We start from the raw sequence: 16,404 nt of genomic DNA, 5'->3' as shown, positions 1-16,404 counted from the left end.
GCCCTATCCCCTTGCGTGGAGTGTCACGTCTATTACGAGGGCGACGACGACCCCGATAAGTGCACCGCGCGTCGCCTCGAGAAGTTCGACAAGGCGACCCTCTATCGGTCGATGGGGCAGGTACCCTACGGGATCGTGCTCAATCCCCACGCCGAGCAGGCGCTCTCGCCGGCCGACGCCGACGACGGGCTGGGGACGCTGGTCGCCCTCGACTGCTCGTGGGAGTCCGCTGAGGCGGCCTCGTTCAAGATGCGCGGGATTCATCGGGCACTCCCCTTTCTCGTCGCCGCGAATCCGATCAACTACGGTCGCCCGTTCCAGTTGACGACCGTCGAAGCACTCGCCGGCGCGGCCTGTATCCTCGGTGACTGGGAGTTAGCCGAGGACATCCTCGAGCCGTTTCGCTGGGGTGAGACCTTCCTGACGCTCAACGAGGAACCGCTACGTCGGTACAGCGAGTGTGCGGACTCGAGCGAAGTCGTCGCGGTCCAAGACGATTATTTGGCCGACGAGGAGTGACGGAGCGGGCAGCCACTAGAACCGCCAGCCACGGTCATCGTCACCCGTCCGACGACGGTTCTGAACGGCGCGCGAGCCACGACTCGTATCCAGCGTAGCCGAGCACGACTGTGGCGAACATAACGAGGAGCCCGATGGGAACGACCACTCGCCCACCAGCAGTCATTCCCGTCTGTTCGATCAGCACAGTGAACCCGACTGCAGTCATGAGGAACCCGATCCCGATCGCGGCCAGCACGATTCGCATCGGGCGCGTCGTTCCAGCCGTCTTCGGCTCTGCGGTTGGGGTCGCGGCGAGGCCTGCCTCGAGCGTGCACTCGACCGTCTCGAGGTGTCGATCCGAAACCGGAACGACCACCGGGTTCCCCCGTACTCGCCGGAGCACGACGAGCCGCCAGTGCGACAGTGGCCCCAGCGGAAACCACCACATGCTGGTGACGTTCTCGAGGCCCACCACGGTCGGGCTACCGAACCCATCGTCGTCGCCGAGGGTCAGTCGTCGTTCCCGTGGCTCGAGTGCGACCGGCGTCGTGAGTAGACTGCCGAACATGACCGAGACCAGCACAGCGGCGGCGAAGACGGCCAACAACTCGGCTGCGATAGCGATCGCGGTCACGATAAGGAGCCCGCCAACGACCGCCGAGAGGACGACACCGCGTTTCGTGACGTGGGCCCTCGTGTGCTGTGCGAGCCACTTCGACCCGTTCGACCCGTAGTTCACGAGGAGCCACAGATATAGCAGCGACAGTGGCCCGCCGACAAGTGCGAGGACCACGAGCACCGCTAGTACCGATGCGTCGACCGTCCCGAAGACGATGACCGCCAGAGCGCCAATTAGGGCCAGAAGGCCGGCTCCGCCAAAGAGCCCGTACGGCGCGTACGTCGCGAGCCGCGCAAGCCAGCTTTCACGTGGATCAAGCGTCCACCTGATCGGGTCGGTCATCAGTATCGGCCACTTCGTGTTACCTTCACCTAACTGTTGGTTCCTGAACCAGTCGCTCGAGACGCAAACGCCCCGTTCGGATCACAGCGATTAAATGCACCACGGGCAAAGGGCGGGTATGGCCAGTTTCGACGCCGCCGAGAAACGGATGCTCGAGAAGCAGATCTGCATGCGCTGTAACGCTCGCAACTCCAAAGACGCCAAGCGCTGCCGCAAGTGCGGCTACAAGAAGCTTCGCCCCAAGGCGAAGGAAGCGCGCGCGGCATAATCGAGCGAGCAGTTTTCTCACACCAGTCCCACTCGACCAGAGCTACAGCACCCGGTACGCGCAGCGCTCGCGGAGCTACTCGTCGGGGTACTTCGGCTCTCGCTTCTCCGCTCGCTCGAGCGCCGTCTCGACCACATCGCGCACATCGCCGTGGAAGACGCCGCCGTGGCCCGCGTACATGTGCTCGACGCCGGCAGACTCGCTTCGCTCGTCTCCCGAGGCCGCACTCGCGTCGCTCGCGCGACCCCCGTCTGGCATGCGCTCGAGGAGGTCCCGGATGCTCTCGATGAGTCGCTCGCGGGATTGGCCGGCCATGTCGGTGCGGCCGAAGCTGCCGTAGTCGAACGCGCCGTCGTCGTGGACGACCACGTCGCCGGAGAACAGCGACGACTCGGAGACGAGCGACACGTGGTCGTCGGCGTGGCCCGGCGTGTAGACGACCTCGAACTCCTCGTCACCGATCACGACCGTGTCGCCGTCGTCGATCGCGTGGGTACGCATCGGATGGTCGGCGTAGGCGTACACCTCGGGGTCGAACGCCTCCACGACGGCCTCGAGCTGGGCGACGTGGTCGCCGTGTTGATGAGTCATGACGACGGCCTCAAGCCCGTCGGTGTGTTGCCGAATCTCGTCGACGATGCCCTCCATCGCACCGGCATCGATCAGTGTAGGCCGGTCGTCGACAGCCAGATAGACGTTACTGGTGAACGTCTCCGCGTCCTCGGTGACGTGGTGAACTTCCATACAGGAGCCGTTGACGGCCGGGGGCAAAAACGGTATCATCGATGACTGCTCTGGACCGTCCGACAGTTCTCCGACCGGTCCACTATATGACGAGATAGTTATATTCAATGCTCGAACCGGTCGTGTTGGGCCACCTCCGGAACGTCCCGGCGACTTGGGGACCCCTAATAAACCAGTGACCACTGAATTTTTCAACCCGAACCCCATAGTGGACACTGTATGGGATTCGGGAGCTACGACGAATCCGAGCAGCAGGAGGTAGACGCTGATTTTGACGACGATGACGCAGTCAAGTCGGGATCGAACAGCCACGACGGAACCATCGAGTTCGAAAACGGCGCATCGAGCGACGAACTCCTCGACCGGCTCAAGGAGATCAAAGACGAAGACGAGACCTGATGAAGTCCGGGGTGCGGGCGCTGGGCATCGCCGAATCGTACCGCGGTGATCGAGGTCGAAGCACGCTCGCTGGTGCCGTCGTTCGCGCCGACCGCGTCTGTGACGGACTCGCGTACAGTTCCTGTCATGTCGGTGGCACCGACGCGACTGCTGCCGTTCTCGGATTGTTCGACGACCTCGAGCGACCGGACGCCCGGTACGTCATGCTCGGCGCTGTCGCCCCCGCATGGTACAATATTCTCGACCTGTCACGGATTCACGAGGCAGCCGAGCGACCGGTAATCGCCGTCACCTTCGAGGCGAGCGACGGACTCGCGGCTGGGCTTCGTGACGCGTTTTCGGGTCCCGAACTCGAGGCACGCCTCGAGACCTACCGGGCACTGCCCGAGCGACGCGAACTATCGCTCGACGGCGACACCGTCTACGTCAGGGCCATCGGCCTCGAGCCCAGCGAGACGGACGAGATCGTTCGGGCGTTTACGCCCGCAGGTGGCCGTCCGGAGCCGATTCGCGTCGCCCGGCTGGCAGCTCGCGCGGCCGATTCGTACGCTCGTTCGGTTGACCACTCGGAGTGACCGGCACGTACGTCCCGAAAGAGGTAGAAGGTGACCGCGTGAGCCACCAGTATGGGAAAGATGGAAGATCTCCGTGTCACAGAGTGTACGCGCTGTCCGGCGTTGGTCGACTCGCGGAGCCAGATCGTCAACGGTGTCGGCCCCGAGGACGCCGACCTGCTGTTCGTCGGCGAGGGACCTGGGGCCAACGAAGACGAACAGGGCGAACCGTTCGTCGGCCGCAGCGGCTCGGTCCTCGACGACGGCCTCCGAACCGTCGGTCTCGCACGCGCTGACGTTCGGATCACTAACTGCGTGCGCTGTCGCCCGCCCGAAAACCGTGATCCAACGACTGAGGAACTCGAGCACTGCCGGGACTACCTCGAGCACGAGATCGACCTCCTCGATCCCGAGGTGATCGTCACGCTGGGGAAAGTCCCGAGCGAACACCTCCTCGATCGGTCGGTCGCGGTCACCAAAGAAGCGGGCTCGCTCGAAGAGGTCCGGATCAACGGGACGCCGCGACGATTGCTGATCTGTGTCCACCCGGCGGCGACGCTGTACGATCGCAGTCAGGCGGAGACGTTCGAGAACGCACTCCAGCGAGCAGCAGAGCTCGCGGACGTCGACGACAGCGACGGCGGGCAAACACGACTCGACGGCTTTTGAGAGCCGGCAGTCGGACCCGCGTGACACTTCGCTCGAAGAATCGAAGTCGACGAAGGCAGCCAGAACGCGTCAGTTTCGACGGTAACGTCGGCGTGCAGCCCCTCGCGAAGCGCTGCGTGAACGTGACAGAGTTCTTCGCCGCGAGCGACTAGTTCGTCGGGATCGTCGATGTCAGCTTCGACAGACAGGGTGGACTCGATAGACTCGAGGTGATCGTCAGGGAAACGTCGCTCACCGTTGTATTGTGCAGTGTTCACCATACAACCAAATCCGTTGTGAATCGGCTGTCGAGGTAAAAAGTAGAATATATCACTGGATCGGGAGGAGAACAGACTGGATTTGGAAGTCGTCACAGAGCGTAGTCGACACCTTCAAATGCAGTTGTGCCCACCTGCTACTATATTAGCTGTGTATGAGTAATGTAGAACGAACCACAGACGACACGTGGTCACGGATCGCGACCACGATCGAGTTCTTCGGACCACAGTGGTTCGGATCGACGATGGGGACGGGCGTGCTCGGTATCGCACTCGCGCTGGTCGCCACACGGGCCGATCTCGCCCCCGTCGCGACGCTCGCTGTGGCGTTCGTCGGCCTGACGGTGGTCGCGACGGTCACGTACCTGATCCCGTGGTGCTTGCGGCTTGTCCTCTATCCCGACCGGGTGTGGGCCGACTTGACCCACCCGATCCGGAGTCAGTTCTTCCCGACGATGCCGATCACGTTGATCGTGCTTGGCGTCGGTCTCGCTCAGACGATGGGCGACGTTTTGCCAGCGGCAACGCTGCGACCACTCCTGACGGTCCTGTTCGCCGCTGGGAGCGTCGGCATCTTCGGCTTTGGCTTCCTGCTGGTCACGCTCATGTTCACCAACGACCGGATCGGTCCCGACGACGGCGTCTTCGCGTGGTACATCCCGCCGGTGTCCCACCTCGTGATTCCGCTGCTCGGATTCCTGCTTGCCAGTGAGTACTACGCTGGCACGCTCACCGGGCAGACGATCTTCACCGTCTCAGTGGTCGCCCTCGGCGTGGGAACTTTCTTGTTCCTGTTTTTCGGCTCGATCGTCCTCTACCGGTACGCCTACGAGACGCTGCCCCACGAGAAACTTGCCCCGACGTTCGCCATCGGGCTTGCGCCGACGTCCGTCCTCGTCATCGATCTCGCACGACTGACTCACGCGTTACAGGCTGGCGTCGGCTTCGACATCGCGGTCGCACCGCTGGTGCCCCTCCTGAAGCTACTGGCGCTGTTGCTGTGGGGCTTTTCGGCCTGGTGGTTCGTCCTGACTGGCGCACTCGTCGCCTACTACGTCACGCGTCGAACCCACCCGTTCTTTTTTACATGGTGGGCCTACACCTTCCCGATCGGTGCGTTCGCCGTTTCGGCCGACGTGCTCGCGACCTTCCTCGGTGTCGCCGTCTTCGGCCACATTCTGATCGGGGTGACGGCGCTGCTACTGCTCATCTGGACGATTACCGCAGGACAGACCTTTCGGCTCGTTGCCCGTGGACGCGCGTTCACAGGTGAGTAACACCAGTCAGCCGCCGTGTTGTCGATACCAGACGCGGGACCCGGTCGGTAATCGACTCGAGCGCGGAGTGTAGTGACCGATCCGTGTCGATCAGTAGTCGCCAAGCACACCGAGGCGTCGCGCCCGGCGGGTCGCATACTGGAAGACGACATACCCAAGCGCCAGATAGCCGGCCGCAGTGACGAACAACAACGTGAGATCGAACGCTGTGAACTCCCAGAGACGGATACCGTCGACCATCGTCCGCTGAAGGAGGGCGCTGCCGTGGGCAAGCGGGAGCACCTGCATCCACCCGAGGTCGAACGCGGGAGCGGAGATGAGAACGATGAACCCGAACTGGAGGAGGTTCAGCCAGTTGCCGATCTGTTTGTAGAGCACCGTCACCCCACCGGCTGCGAGCCCAAGTCCGAGCACCGAGACGATGCTCAGCGTCGCGACGACGACGATCGTAAGCAGATTTAGTTGGAGCGTCGTCCCGGTGAGAAGCATCATCACGACCAGAATGACCGTCGAGGTAATGAACGTCCGGACAATCTTCGCGACGCCTTTCAACAGCGCCACGGGTGCGAACCCGAACGGCGTCATCACGTGACGCTCGAGGGTTCCCCACTGGACCTCGCTCGCGATGTCGTTCGATATCGAGGAGTACGCGCCCACTGACAGCGTCCACAGGAAGTAGCCGACGATGATCCCCTCGATCGAGTCGGTCAGCGCTTGTCCGGCGATCATCCGTCCGCCATAGAAGAGGACGCCGAAGAAGAACACCGAGATTACGATGCCGCCGATCGCGTTGGCGGGATAGCGGACGAAGATCAGAAATTCGCGGGAAAGCACTGCCCGCGCGAGGTGATAGTACCCGGCCGACCGCGGCGTTTCATCCGTTCCCTGCTGGCTGGCCATTATGGGTCCCTCCCAGCCGTCAAGTCGACGAAGACGTCCTCGAGATCCGGTTCAATCGTCCGGACACCCTCGAGGGAAACGTCTTCGGCGCGGAGGTGGGCAAACAGCGCGTACAGCCCGTCGCTGTCCGTCGTCACGGTGATCCGGTGCCCTCGCTCGCGTGGTTCGACGCTGATCGTCTCGAAGCGTTCCTCGAGGGTCGAGACGATGGCCGACTCGAGATCGCGACTCGTAATCTCAATGGAGTGCAAATCGGAGCCTGACAGCAGCGCGTCGACGGTGTCGTCCGCGATGATCCCGCCGTTGGACATAATGAGGACGCGGTCACACACCGTCTCGACGACGTCCATGTCGTGGCTGCTGAGCACGACGGTGAGCGCTTCCTCCTCGACGAGGCGTCGCAGTTCCCGCTGGAGCGTTCGCGAACTCTCGATATCCAGTCCAAGGGTCGGCTCGTCGAGGAACACGACCTCGGCACCGCCAGCGAGGACGCTGGCCAACGAGACTTTCTGTTTCATCCCTCGCGACAACTCGCGAACGGGAACGTCCGCTTTCTCCGCAAGTCCCAACTGCATCAGCAGCCGCTCGTGGCGCTCGCGAACCGAATCCGGGTCGACGCCGCTGATCGTCGCGAAGTACCGCAGGTTCTCCCTGACGGTCAACCGCCAGTAGTCGTTCCGGGCTCCCTCGAGCATCGCATCAACGTGCGCGTACGCGTCTCGAGGCCGTTCATAGACATCGATGCCGCCGATCCGAACGGACCCCTCGTCTGGAAGCACCATGCCCAGAATCGACTTGATGAGCGTCGTTTTTCCGGCGCCGTTCGGTCCCAACAGACCGACAATCGAGCCGGTTTCGATGTCGAAGGAAACGTCGTCGACGGCGATAACGGACTCCGTTCCGTCGCCGAAGCGCTTTCGCAGCCCAGTAACTGAAACAGCGATGCCGCTGTCCGTCGTCGACGGTGTGTCAACACGGGAAGCGCAGTTCGACAGCGGATCAGTTCCCTCGCTGCGGGTCCCTTCGTCGAGTGACAGCCGATCGGCGGCGCTTACGGGCGATCGGTCACCGAGAGGGTGATTGACGCGCTCACCGTTCGGCTGCCCCTCGTTTTCTCGCGCGGTCACGATCACTACTTAAGTATCCACGTTACAAAAGTGCGAGGCCAACGCCTTCGACAGCAGTCGCTACGGTTGTGGGGTGGCTGCTGTCCGAACAGCCTCGTTGAGAAGCACTATTCGGTCTCAGAGGTCCTCGAGCCACCCGAAGGACACGTCCTCGTCGTCGATCGAACCGACGTAGGGTTTCACGTCGATGACGGGCGTTCCGTCGACGAGATCGAGTCCTTTGACGTGCAGCGTCGTCCCGTCGCACTCGAGCAACTCGACGGTGGTCTGGGCGAGTGGATTCGGTCGGTGGGGACTCCGCGTCGCGAAGGTGCCGACCTCGAGGTCGTCGGCGTGTGGCGGCCGAGCAATCGGTCGGTATTCGTCGATCTCGTCCAAATGGGCGAAAACGACGATGTGTGAGAAGTCGTCGATGCCCTCGAGGCCGTCTTCGTAGTCGCCCTCGAGGACGATTTCGCCGGTCGTCTCGTCGACTGCGTCGTGGTCGACGTCTGCGGGAGTGTCGTACGGTGAGCGAACGTGTCCGATTGGTGTGAAGGTGATCGTCATGAGTGTCGTGTGTCTGTGATTGGAAGTGGGCTACTGTGCGTGCGATTCAGGAGGGCGGCCTGTCTTCGAGACCGAAAGCACCGCGGCGGCCGCGACGAGCGGGAACACGGCGAGGACGCCAAAGAGTAGCGAGTACGAACTGCTCGAGAGGAGCCAGCCGGCCAGTGAGGCACCGAGCGCGCCGATCCCGAAGTTGACGGTAAAGACGAGCCCGAAGCCGATTCCCTGGCCCGCATCGGGCGTGTGTTTCGCGACGAGTGACGATTGGAGCGGCGCGAGGGTAAAGAGGAGGGCACCGAAGACGAGCCCGACCCCGATGACGGCAGTGCCGGAAAGGCCACCCAGAGCGAGCAACGCGAGACTCGTCGCGGCGAAGACGCCAAGCAGGACGCGCTCGATCTCGAAGCGTTCGCCGAGATGGCCCCCGGCGATCTGGCCGACCGAGCCGGTCAGCAAGATCAGCGAGTAGAGCCACTGCCCGGCACCGACGGACGCTCCGGCGAGATCCAGACTCGGCAGCGACGACAGCGTGTCGATGAACTGCGGGAGGAAGGTCAGCGTGCCGCGGTAGTAGATCCCCGCGAACACGTAGACGGCGATGATCCCAAGGAAGACGGGAGTCACGAGCGCACGGAGCTGGGAGAGGACGTCACCGAGCGAGTGCGTCGACGCCGTGTGGTCGTTCGAGTCCGAGGGACCACGGAGAGCAAAGAGCACGCCGAATCCCAGCAGTGGGACCGCGAGCAGTCCGAGGACGGTTCGCCAGTCGCTGACCGCGAGTCCGGCAGTGATGAGCAGCGGCCCGATACCGATCCCGAGATTCGCGCCGATGCCGTGGTAGGCAAAGCCCTTGCTCGGTGCCTCCGCTTCACGGCTGATGAAGGCGAGCGCCGGCGGATGGTAGAATCCAGCACCGACGCCTGCCAGTGCGACCACGACTGCCAATGCCGCGAACGAATCGATGAAGGGAACGGCCAGGAACACCCCACCGGTCAACAGCAAGAAGCCGGTGATCACCGTGTCCGCGCCGAACCGATCGCTGAGAATGCCAGACGGGAGCGCCATGGCTCCGTACAGCCCGGTCATGAGCGTTACGAGCAGGCCCAGTTCGTACGTCGTCACCTGGAACTCGGCGATCCAGATGGGGATAAACAGCGGAATCGAGAGGATGACGAGGTGATCGAGTGCATGTGCCCCCGTCGTATAGCCGATGAGCCGCTGGTCCGCTGCCGGGACGCCACGCGCGTCAAAGAGATCTCGTATCGTGTGTCTGAGTCGTGTTAGTCTTGTATTCGCCACGCAATTATTATTCAGTGTTCGATTGTTAATAGTGCCTTCGATACCGGAGACAGATGCCATCCTCGAGAGGGGTCAATTCCTGCATTTAAATGGTTCGTTCCGGAGATTCTTGAACTCGAGGGGAACCTGAGCGAAACTGTACTGGGACTGTGTTACCAACGAGAACACTGACCTCTTCGCATCAAGCCTCTTTTAGTATTTACAATGATGAGCAATACTTTGGGCGGAGACGAGAGCGAGGCTCACCACCGATGGCAGTCGACCGGCAGTCTTGGCTGTGGGCCCCCTTCGCCCCGTGAGGATGATTGCCCGAATGGCAATTCACTTGAACGGGCCACACCGAGTAGACGTATGAGCACTGCTTCGTCCCCACCGGAGGAAACGCTGGCCTCCGTTGTCATCGTCGACTACGGGTTGGGAAATCTCCGGAGCGTCACCCGCGGCTTAGAGCGTGCGGGTGCCGACGTCGAGATCACCGACGACCCTGCGGCTTTCCACGACGCCGACGGCGTCGTCCTGCCAGGTGTCGGCGCGTTCCGCGAAGGCGTCGAGAATGCCGATCCGCTTCGCGAGGACCTCCTCGAGGTCGCCGAGAGCGGTACACCGCTTTTTGGTATCTGTCTCGGCATGCAGATGCTGCTCACGACGAGTGAAGAGGGAGAAACCGACGGTGAGTCGGCCGTCCAGGGACTCGATCTGATCTCCGGGACGAACGTCCGATTCGCCGAAGGCCAGAAGGTCCCCCACATGGGCTGGAACGAACTCGAGGTCGAACGCGAGCACCCTCTCGTCGAGGGGATCGATGGACAGTACGCCTACTTCGTCCACTCCTACTACGCGGCCCCCGACGACGAGAACGCAGTCGTCGCGACGACGGACTACGAACGGGAGTTCCCCTCGATCGTCGCAAACGAGGCGGGCAACGTCTTCGGGACGCAGTTCCACCCCGAGAAAAGCGGTGAGACTGGATTACGGATTCTGCAGAACTTCGTGGAAATCTGCGCCGAAGAATAGTTTCATCGCGGATCCGATTCGTTTTGACTCGAGGGTTTTCGACCAGAGTAGCGACGCGAACGCTAGTGACCAATGACACGAGCAGCGAAGTTGAGCGAGAGAGAAGAGACACACCCCACGATGCCGCTGTAAGATCGCAGAATAGCGACTCTATCGGGCTATCCCTGTGAAACCGTTTTGATCGAGTAGAACGGCGAATTCGGTACCCTGACGATCGACTCGAAAGACGGTATCATTAAATATGATTGGTGTGTAATCGTTCACTAAGTGTTTTGAACGGAGTCGCGTTCAATCGGTTTCGAACGCAGAACCGCCGCTCGAATCGATAAAGTGGGTTGCAGCCCGTTCTGACTGTTCGCTCGAGCGGCCTGCTGAATCCATCGGCCGGTTGGTTTTCCCTTTCGAACCCCCGTTTCTCGTGACCCAACACTGCCAGGCACTTACAGCGGCATTACGGGGTGTGTGTCTCCGCATACAGCGGCACTACGGGGTAGAGAACGACTGGAACAGTCCCTATAGAAACCTATTTGCATTTATACAGGAGAAATCCGGTACTCGGCTGCGACCGGATCAGTCCAACTACTTTTTGAGCTTGGGCTGCTCGCTCGCGATACAGCGGCACTGCGGGGTGACCGTCAGGAGACTCCTGCGTCGATTACAGCGGAACTCCGGGGTCCTGTTTCACAAATACAGCGGCACCATGGGGTGCTTTTTCTGCCGTTTAGCCCCTCAAAATGCAAAATGATGTGGATACAGCGGCACCGCGGTTCGAACAGGTTAAGTACTCTCCGGGGAATGTCTCCGACAACTGAATGCCTGATTCGATGGATTACTTCGGCAGCGAAAACGAGATCTTCAGGAACAAGGAACTCCTGCAGGTCTCGCACCTCCCCGACGGCGACCGGATCATCGGTCGTGAGAACGAACTAACGGATCTCGCGAACGCGATCAAACCGGCCACGCGCGGGAACACACCCAACAACGTCCTCGTCTACGGGAAAACGGGAACTGGGAAGTCCCTCTGTTCGAAATTCATCACCAACCAGGCCATCGAGCGTGCGAAGGACAACGATGTCTCGATCGGTGTCGCCTACGTCGACTGCCTGCAGGAGTCGACAGAGACACAGGCTGTCCAGTCGGCTGGCCACCAACTCAACGACCAGGCGACAACGGATATCTCGATTCCTCACTCGGGGTTGAGCACCTCGGAGTACTATCGACGGCTCTGGCGGATCGTCGATAGTCGATACGACGTCGCACTGATCATTCTAGATGAAGTGGACAAGATCGAGGACGACGACATCTTGATGCAGCTCTCGCGGGCGGTCGAATCCGGCGCACTCACCGAGAGTACGATCGGCGTCATCGGCATCTCGAACAAGGTTCGCTACAAGGACTCGCTGGACGAGCGAATCAAATCCAGCCTCTGCGAACGGGAGTACGTCTTCTCGCCGTACGACGCGACCCAGATCCGTGAGATCCTGCGATCGCGTTCGGACGCGTTCCACGAGGGCGTCCTCGAGGACGGCGTCATCCCCCGCGTGGCCGCACTCGCTGCCCGTGAACACGGCGACGCCCGGAAGGCAATCGACATTCTCCGCTTTGCTGGCGAGATTGCCGAGGAGAGTGACCTCGAATCCGTCACGGAGGACTGCGTCGATCACGCCCACGAACGTGAGGAGACGAGTCGGCTCGCCGAACTCATCTCCAAGAGTCCGAGTCACGCGAAGCTGGTCCTCGAGGCAATGGCGCTACTCACCCAGCAAAAGGAGGGCGATAACGCACCGGTGACGACGAATGAGGCCTACGATCTTTACAAGCGTCTTTGCGAGCGCGACGAGTCCGATCACCTGAAGCTCCGCCGCGTCCGTGACATCCTCTCGGAACTCGAGTTTCTCTCGATCATCGAGCAGGAACGCAAATGGGCCGGACGAGGAAAAGGCAATTATATGGAAAATCGGCTGATCGACGATCCGAAGGTCATCATCGCTGCCTGTAACGAATCCGAGTAGTGGGATCAGCGATTCGCTGGGCGGGAGGCTGCTGTCACAGGAATTCGCGCACGTCGGAGTACCACATGTCGTGGTAGTCAACGTGGCCCACTCGCCGTGCGATCGCGACGGCAAGTGAGTGCCAGCAGCGTTCGGTCGGGTCGTCGTCGTCCAGGTTGTACTCGCTGTCCTTGCAGGTACAGTTCCCATCCTCGACGATGTATTCGTCGTCGTAGCCGACGACGATCGTGAAATCGCGGTAGGCCTTCACCCGGTTCTCGCCGACGGCCTCGATCGCCTGCACCCCGCGGTCGCCGTGAATCCGCGTGATTTCGCTGACGATCTCGGGCGTGAGCTCGCCAGCTTCCTCGAGAGCGGCTTGCCATCGCTCGACGGGATTGGCCTTCGACACGTCCGGAACTGTGCGCCCAACTGTAAAATCGGTTTGGTTGTCCGGCCAGCGTGGCCACTCGAGACCACACCGTTTTTCGCCCGCTATCGCCGAGACGTGGTATGCGCGTCACCGAGGGCGGGGTCGAACTCGAAGTGCCCGGCGAACAGACCGAGGGCATCGAGGAGGCGGTCTTTTACAACCCGCGACAGGAGTTGAACCGGGATCTGACGATCGCGACGCTGCGGGCCTACCGCGAGCGCGAAGAGCGCGCCACGTCGTATCTCGATGCGATGACCGCAAGCGGCGTCCGTGGGGTTCGAGCCGCCGCCGACGGCTGGGACGTCACCTGCTGTGACGTCGACGAACAGGCAGTCGATCTCGCGCGGGACAACCTCGAGCGAAACGACTGCGAGGCGACGGTCGAACACCGCAACGTCAACGCCTTGATGCATGACGAGCCGTTCGACGTGATCGATCTCGACCCCTACGGGACGCCGATGCCCTTCGCAGACGCGGCCTTCGCGAACTGCCGCGATCTCGTCTGCGTCACCGCGACTGACACCGCACCGCTATGTGGGGCCCATTTCAACAGCGGCGTCCGCTCGTACTCTGCCGTGCCGCGCAACACGGACTACCACGCCGAGATGGGCGTCCGCGTTCTCACCTCCGCGCTCGCCCGGAGCGCTGCCCGCTTCGACGTGGGCGTCGAACCGATCCTGACCCACGCGACCAGCCACTACGTCCGGACGTATCTCGAGCTCGAGCACAAGGCCACGTCAGCCGACGCAGCGATCGACGAATTAGGCCACATCTACCACTGTGAAGACTGTCTCTACCGCGAGGCCGATCCCGGCCTGATCGCCGATCCGCTCGAGACGTGCCCCCACTGCGACGGGAATCGCATGCTGACTGCCGGGCCGGTCTGGCTCGGCCCCGTTCAGGACCCGGATTTCATCGCCGCCGTTCGGGACGAAATTCCCTATACGTTCGGCACCGCGCCACAGGCGCGCGAACTCTGTGACACGCTCGCGGCGGAACTCGACGAACCGACCCACTACGACCAGCACAAGCTCTGTCGGAACTGGGGGCTGCCCGCTAACGCGATGGATGACTTCCTCGCTGACCTCCGCGACGCCGGCTACGAGGCCTCGAGAGCCCACTATGGCGGCACGACGTTCAAAACGGACGCGAACATCGGCGAGATTCGCGCGGCGACAGCGGACAGTCTCGAGTAGCTGGGTCTCGGAGCCACTCGAAGGAAGCGGCTACAGCGCCGATAGTCTCGCCAGCCTGAGACTGCAGCGCACAGGGATCCTTCTAACAGCCAGTTGTGCCCCCGTGCCATGTGATTACATATTGCTGGGCGGATCGAAGGAGGTGGTGTGATCGATCACAGACGAAGGCTCGAGCTCGTGGGGCGGGCCTTTCGGCTCGCAAGAGACGAACAGGTGACGCTACTCGCTGCCGGCGTCGCGTTCTACGGCTTTCTCTCGCTCGTCCCACTCACGCTCCTGGCACTTGGAATCGCGGCGTCGATCGGCGGCGAGACGCTTGCAGCGCAACTCTCGGTTGCGGCCAGCGACATCCTCACGCCGGCGGCCCGAGAGGTGCTGGCCGAAACGATCATCGACGAGACTGGCCGGCAAAGTGCAACCGTCGTCGGCATCCTCGGCTTGCTGTGGGGCTCGAGTCGAGTCCTGCGCGGTCTCGATCGGGCCTTCTCTCAGGTATACGGGACAGTTGGATCGAAATCGTTGCTCGATACGTTCTGGGACGCGACAATCGTCGCGATCAGTATCACGCTGGGTCTCGTTGGGGTCGGTGTTCTCGAGTTCCTGATCCTGGTCGTGCCGGGAGTTGAGGTGGCGATCATCGGCCAATTCTTCGTCATCGTGGGGTTGCTCGCGATGTTCCTCCCGTTGTACGTTATCTTTCCGGACGCCAGTGTTGAGATCCGTGAGGCGCTCCCAGGAACGGTCGTCGCAGCCGTCGGCTGGGTCGTGCTGAGCGGGACGTTCTCCCTCTATACCGATTTCACAACCGGCTACACGATCTACGGCGCGCTCGGTGCCGTGTTCCTCGTGCTCGTCTGGCTGTACGCCGGTGCGATCATCCTCGTCTTCGGGGCGGTCCTCAACGCGACCCTAGCCGACCGTGAAGTGGATCGGCAGCTACAAAGTCCCCGCGGACGACAGGTCTCGACAGAAGCGATGACCGACGACGCCACGGGTGCCGACGAGGGGGCGACCGAGGACCGCGCCAGCGACCGCGCGAGCGCCCGGACACACGACCGCGCGGACGATTCCGAAGTACTGCGCGAGGAGATCGAGCGGCTGCGCGATCGCGTCGAAACCTTCGAGGACGACGTCGAAGACCGCACCGTCAGAAAAGAGTCCCTCGAGAGTGAACTCAAACGCTACGTTCGGAGACGCGTTCGGCGCGGCCACGCCCGCGACTGGGGGCCGTACATCGTCTTGCTCTACGGGACTGCAATGTCAATCGCGGCGTTTTACTTCCTTGCGGGCCCGTGGGCGATCCTCTCGCTGCTGGTCGTCTGGACCTCGACGCTTGGCGTCTACGTGTTGATGGTACTGTTCGGCTTTGGCATCTCCATGCTCGACGTGCCCGGCCGCCTGCGCGACGCAATCGGCGAGCGACGCTCCTGATACGACCGGACAAAAGCCAGGGAATACTCGATCGCTCCCGGTCCCAGAATCATCGTCGTTCTCCCGGCTGTTTTTGACTCGTCGGCCCCCGGTCGATCGGAGCCGTTTCACGGATCGCGGGAGTCAGGTCGGTCGGGTCGACTGACGTGCCATGGCCTCATACGGTCTGCTGTGACGATGTCCCGGTGGGACCGCAGTGCGAGGATTGCGGTCCCACCGGCACTGACAGACAGGAGCGCGTCTCAGTCATTGACGGCGTCTCGTTCAGTTCTGCTTCCATCGTCGGCTGCATTCGAGAGCGGAAGTGCTCCCTCGAGCCGAACGGCATCCCCGGTACGCTCTCGGATGATCGTCCGTTCGAGCGTAACGGTCATCTCGGCAGCCCCCTCCCAGCCGAGCGACGATGTGATCGATTCGACGGCCGACAGATCCGGCTTGACATGGGCGATGTCGCCCTCGACTGCGGTGATGACGCCGACCGCCTCGCCGTTACCGTTCTCGACGGCCTTACCGACGTCGTCGTCGGAAAAGGTGGCGCACATGTCCATCGGTACTGCAACCTGAGACAAGCAGGTGGTGCCTGCAACAGCCGGCGACACGTCTCTCAGTCGATCGGAACTCAAAGCAGTGCACCGAGTCCGTCGTCTACCGTTTCCCGGCCGTCGGCGACGGGCACCGCGTCTTGGATCGCCTCGAGTCTCGCGGGCGTCGCTGCGGTCGCGCTCGTCGATGGCGTCCCACCGTGGGGAGTGTCCATCGCGATGCCCGGGCCAAAAGTGACCGGCCTGCCGGCGTGTTCAGACTACCGGACAACCGTCAGTGACTACTCGATCG

General features: G+C 62.2%; 19 protein-coding genes. 10 read left to right on the top strand and 9 right to left on the bottom strand.

The window, feature by feature from the left end; all coding sequences use genetic code 11:
- The first annotated feature begins 15 nt into the window (after positions 1–15).
- Positions 16–519 carry a DUF367 family protein gene (locus BSG09_RS08710; protein WP_008014097.1) on the top strand — a complete coding sequence of 168 codons (504 nt, stop codon included), beginning with the start codon at positions 16–18 and terminating at the stop codon, positions 517–519.
- Positions 520–559: 40 nt separating this feature from the next.
- Here BSG09_RS08710 and BSG09_RS08705 read toward each other — a convergent pair whose 3' ends face one another.
- Entirely contained in the window at positions 560–1,462 is a 903-nt protein-coding gene (locus BSG09_RS08705; RefSeq protein ID WP_223174708.1) for a hypothetical protein, read from the bottom strand.
- Positions 1,463–1,580: 118 nt separating this feature from the next.
- Between BSG09_RS08705 and BSG09_RS08700 the strand changes: the two genes are divergently transcribed.
- Positions 1,581–1,730, top strand: a complete 150-nt coding sequence (locus BSG09_RS08700) for a 50S ribosomal protein L40e (RefSeq protein WP_092932419.1) — start codon at positions 1,581–1,583, stop codon at positions 1,728–1,730.
- A gap of 75 nt (positions 1,731–1,805) precedes the next feature.
- On the opposite strand, the gene BSG09_RS08695 is transcribed toward BSG09_RS08700, so the two are convergent.
- Complete coding sequence (locus BSG09_RS08695) at positions 1,806–2,474, bottom strand: MBL fold metallo-hydrolase (RefSeq protein ID WP_092932190.1); 669 nt, start codon at positions 2,472–2,474, stop codon at positions 1,806–1,808.
- A gap of 219 nt (positions 2,475–2,693) precedes the next feature.
- On the opposite strand from BSG09_RS08695, the gene BSG09_RS08690 reads away from it, so the two are divergent.
- From BSG09_RS08690 to BSG09_RS08670, 4 genes are all read left to right on the top strand, one after another.
- The gene (locus BSG09_RS08690; RefSeq protein WP_092932188.1) at positions 2,694–2,873 is read left to right on the top strand and encodes a DUF5786 family protein; all 180 of its coding nucleotides are present in this window, start codon (positions 2,694–2,696) and stop codon (positions 2,871–2,873) included.
- Positions 2,873–3,448, top strand: coding sequence for an endonuclease dU (locus BSG09_RS08685; RefSeq protein ID WP_092932186.1), 576 nt, complete (start codon positions 2,873–2,875; stop codon positions 3,446–3,448). Before BSG09_RS08690 ends, BSG09_RS08685 begins: the two co-directional genes overlap by 1 nt.
- A gap of 51 nt (positions 3,449–3,499) precedes the next feature.
- The gene (locus tag BSG09_RS08680; protein WP_092932184.1) at positions 3,500–4,096 is read left to right on the top strand and encodes a uracil-DNA glycosylase; all 597 of its coding nucleotides are present in this window, start codon (positions 3,500–3,502) and stop codon (positions 4,094–4,096) included.
- Positions 4,097–4,508: 412 nt separating this feature from the next.
- The gene (locus BSG09_RS08670; RefSeq protein ID WP_092932180.1) at positions 4,509–5,630 is read left to right on the top strand and encodes a TDT family transporter; all 1,122 of its coding nucleotides are present in this window, start codon (positions 4,509–4,511) and stop codon (positions 5,628–5,630) included.
- A gap of 90 nt (positions 5,631–5,720) precedes the next feature.
- Here the strand turns inward: BSG09_RS08670 and BSG09_RS08665 are convergent, their stop codons facing one another.
- The 4 genes from BSG09_RS08665 to BSG09_RS08650 form a co-directional block, all read right to left on the bottom strand.
- Positions 5,721–6,530, bottom strand: coding sequence for an ABC transporter permease (locus BSG09_RS08665; protein WP_092932178.1), 810 nt, complete (start codon positions 6,528–6,530; stop codon positions 5,721–5,723).
- A complete protein-coding gene (locus tag BSG09_RS08660; protein WP_223174710.1) occupies positions 6,530–7,525 on the bottom strand; it encodes an ABC transporter ATP-binding protein in 996 nt (331 codons plus the stop codon). The genes BSG09_RS08665 and BSG09_RS08660 overlap by 1 nt, the downstream gene beginning before the upstream one ends.
- A 249-nt stretch (positions 7,526–7,774) precedes the next feature.
- Positions 7,775–8,206: a tRNA (N6-threonylcarbamoyladenosine(37)-N6)-methyltransferase TrmO gene (gene tsaA / locus BSG09_RS08655; RefSeq protein ID WP_092932176.1), complete on the bottom strand. Its 432-nt coding sequence runs from the start codon at positions 8,204–8,206 to the stop codon at positions 7,775–7,777.
- A 30-nt stretch (positions 8,207–8,236) separates the two neighbouring features.
- The gene (locus BSG09_RS08650; RefSeq protein WP_175542176.1) at positions 8,237–9,505 is read right to left on the bottom strand and encodes an MFS transporter; all 1,269 of its coding nucleotides are present in this window, start codon (positions 9,503–9,505) and stop codon (positions 8,237–8,239) included.
- Positions 9,506–9,856: 351 nt separating this feature from the next.
- Here BSG09_RS08650 and hisH point away from each other — a divergent pair, with 351 nt between their 5' ends.
- Together hisH and BSG09_RS08640 are read left to right on the top strand one after the other, a co-directional pair.
- Positions 9,857–10,519 carry an imidazole glycerol phosphate synthase subunit HisH gene (gene hisH / locus BSG09_RS08645; protein WP_092932172.1) on the top strand — a complete coding sequence of 221 codons (663 nt, stop codon included), beginning with the start codon at positions 9,857–9,859 and terminating at the stop codon, positions 10,517–10,519.
- Positions 10,520–11,331: 812 nt separating this feature from the next.
- On the top strand, positions 11,332–12,531 hold the full coding sequence (locus tag BSG09_RS08640) for a Cdc6/Cdc18 family protein (protein WP_092932170.1): 1,200 nt from the start codon (positions 11,332–11,334) through the stop codon (positions 12,529–12,531).
- Positions 12,532–12,565: 34 nt separating this feature from the next.
- Here the strand turns inward: BSG09_RS08640 and BSG09_RS08635 are convergent, their stop codons facing one another.
- Positions 12,566–12,922, bottom strand: a complete 357-nt coding sequence (locus BSG09_RS08635) for a hypothetical protein (RefSeq protein ID WP_092932168.1) — start codon at positions 12,920–12,922, stop codon at positions 12,566–12,568.
- A 101-nt stretch (positions 12,923–13,023) separates the two neighbouring features.
- Here BSG09_RS08635 and BSG09_RS08630 point away from each other — a divergent pair, with 101 nt between their 5' ends.
- Both BSG09_RS08630 and BSG09_RS08625 read left to right on the top strand, forming a co-directional pair.
- Positions 13,024–14,139: a tRNA (guanine(26)-N(2))-dimethyltransferase gene (locus tag BSG09_RS08630; RefSeq protein ID WP_092932166.1), complete on the top strand. Its 1,116-nt coding sequence runs from the start codon at positions 13,024–13,026 to the stop codon at positions 14,137–14,139.
- 147 nt (positions 14,140–14,286) lie between these two features.
- Positions 14,287–15,570, top strand: coding sequence for a YihY/virulence factor BrkB family protein (locus BSG09_RS08625; RefSeq protein WP_223174707.1), 1,284 nt, complete (start codon positions 14,287–14,289; stop codon positions 15,568–15,570).
- Positions 15,571–15,812: 242 nt separating this feature from the next.
- Here the strand turns inward: BSG09_RS08625 and BSG09_RS08620 are convergent, their stop codons facing one another.
- Together BSG09_RS08620 and BSG09_RS20775 are read right to left on the bottom strand one after the other, a co-directional pair.
- Positions 15,813–16,118, bottom strand: a complete 306-nt coding sequence (locus BSG09_RS08620) for a hypothetical protein (RefSeq protein ID WP_223174706.1) — start codon at positions 16,116–16,118, stop codon at positions 15,813–15,815.
- 71 nt (positions 16,119–16,189) lie between these two features.
- On the bottom strand, positions 16,190–16,327 hold the full coding sequence (locus tag BSG09_RS20775; RefSeq protein ID WP_175542175.1) for a hypothetical protein: 138 nt from the start codon (positions 16,325–16,327) through the stop codon (positions 16,190–16,192).
- Between the last annotated feature and the right edge of the window lie 77 nt (positions 16,328–16,404).

The sequence above is a fragment of the Natrinema hispanicum genome, from assembly GCF_900111485.1.
Taxonomy (GTDB): domain Archaea; phylum Halobacteriota; class Halobacteria; order Halobacteriales; family Natrialbaceae; genus Natrinema; species Natrinema hispanicum_A.
This window is presented reverse-complemented; position numbering and strand designations above follow the sequence as displayed.

Excerpts from the sequence above, each read along its gene's own strand:
- BSG09_RS08705 (WP_223174708.1), bottom strand. The coding sequence starts at position 1,462 with ATGACCGACCCGATCAGGTGGACGCTTGATCCACGTGAAAGCTGGCTT.
- BSG09_RS08700 (WP_092932419.1), top strand. The coding sequence starts at position 1,581 with ATGGCCAGTTTCGACGCCGCCGAGAAACGGATGCTCGAGAAGCAGATC.
- BSG09_RS08695 (WP_092932190.1), bottom strand. The coding sequence starts at position 2,474 with ATGGAAGTTCACCACGTCACCGAGGACGCGGAGACGTTCACCAGTAAC.
- BSG09_RS08690 (WP_092932188.1), top strand. The coding sequence starts at position 2,694 with ATGGGATTCGGGAGCTACGACGAATCCGAGCAGCAGGAGGTAGACGCT.
- BSG09_RS08685 (WP_092932186.1), top strand. The coding sequence starts at position 2,873 with ATGAAGTCCGGGGTGCGGGCGCTGGGCATCGCCGAATCGTACCGCGGT.
- BSG09_RS08680 (WP_092932184.1), top strand. The coding sequence starts at position 3,500 with ATGGGAAAGATGGAAGATCTCCGTGTCACAGAGTGTACGCGCTGTCCG.
- BSG09_RS08670 (WP_092932180.1), top strand. The coding sequence starts at position 4,509 with ATGAGTAATGTAGAACGAACCACAGACGACACGTGGTCACGGATCGCG.
- BSG09_RS08665 (WP_092932178.1), bottom strand. The coding sequence starts at position 6,530 with ATGGCCAGCCAGCAGGGAACGGATGAAACGCCGCGGTCGGCCGGGTAC.
- tsaA (WP_092932176.1), bottom strand. The coding sequence starts at position 8,206 with ATGACGATCACCTTCACACCAATCGGACACGTTCGCTCACCGTACGAC.
- hisH (WP_092932172.1), top strand. The coding sequence starts at position 9,857 with ATGAGCACTGCTTCGTCCCCACCGGAGGAAACGCTGGCCTCCGTTGTC.
- BSG09_RS08640 (WP_092932170.1), top strand. The coding sequence starts at position 11,332 with ATGCCTGATTCGATGGATTACTTCGGCAGCGAAAACGAGATCTTCAGG.
- BSG09_RS08630 (WP_092932166.1), top strand. The coding sequence starts at position 13,024 with ATGCGCGTCACCGAGGGCGGGGTCGAACTCGAAGTGCCCGGCGAACAG.
- BSG09_RS08620 (WP_223174706.1), bottom strand. The coding sequence starts at position 16,118 with ATGGACATGTGCGCCACCTTTTCCGACGACGACGTCGGTAAGGCCGTC.
- BSG09_RS20775 (WP_175542175.1), bottom strand. The coding sequence starts at position 16,327 with ATGGACACTCCCCACGGTGGGACGCCATCGACGAGCGCGACCGCAGCG.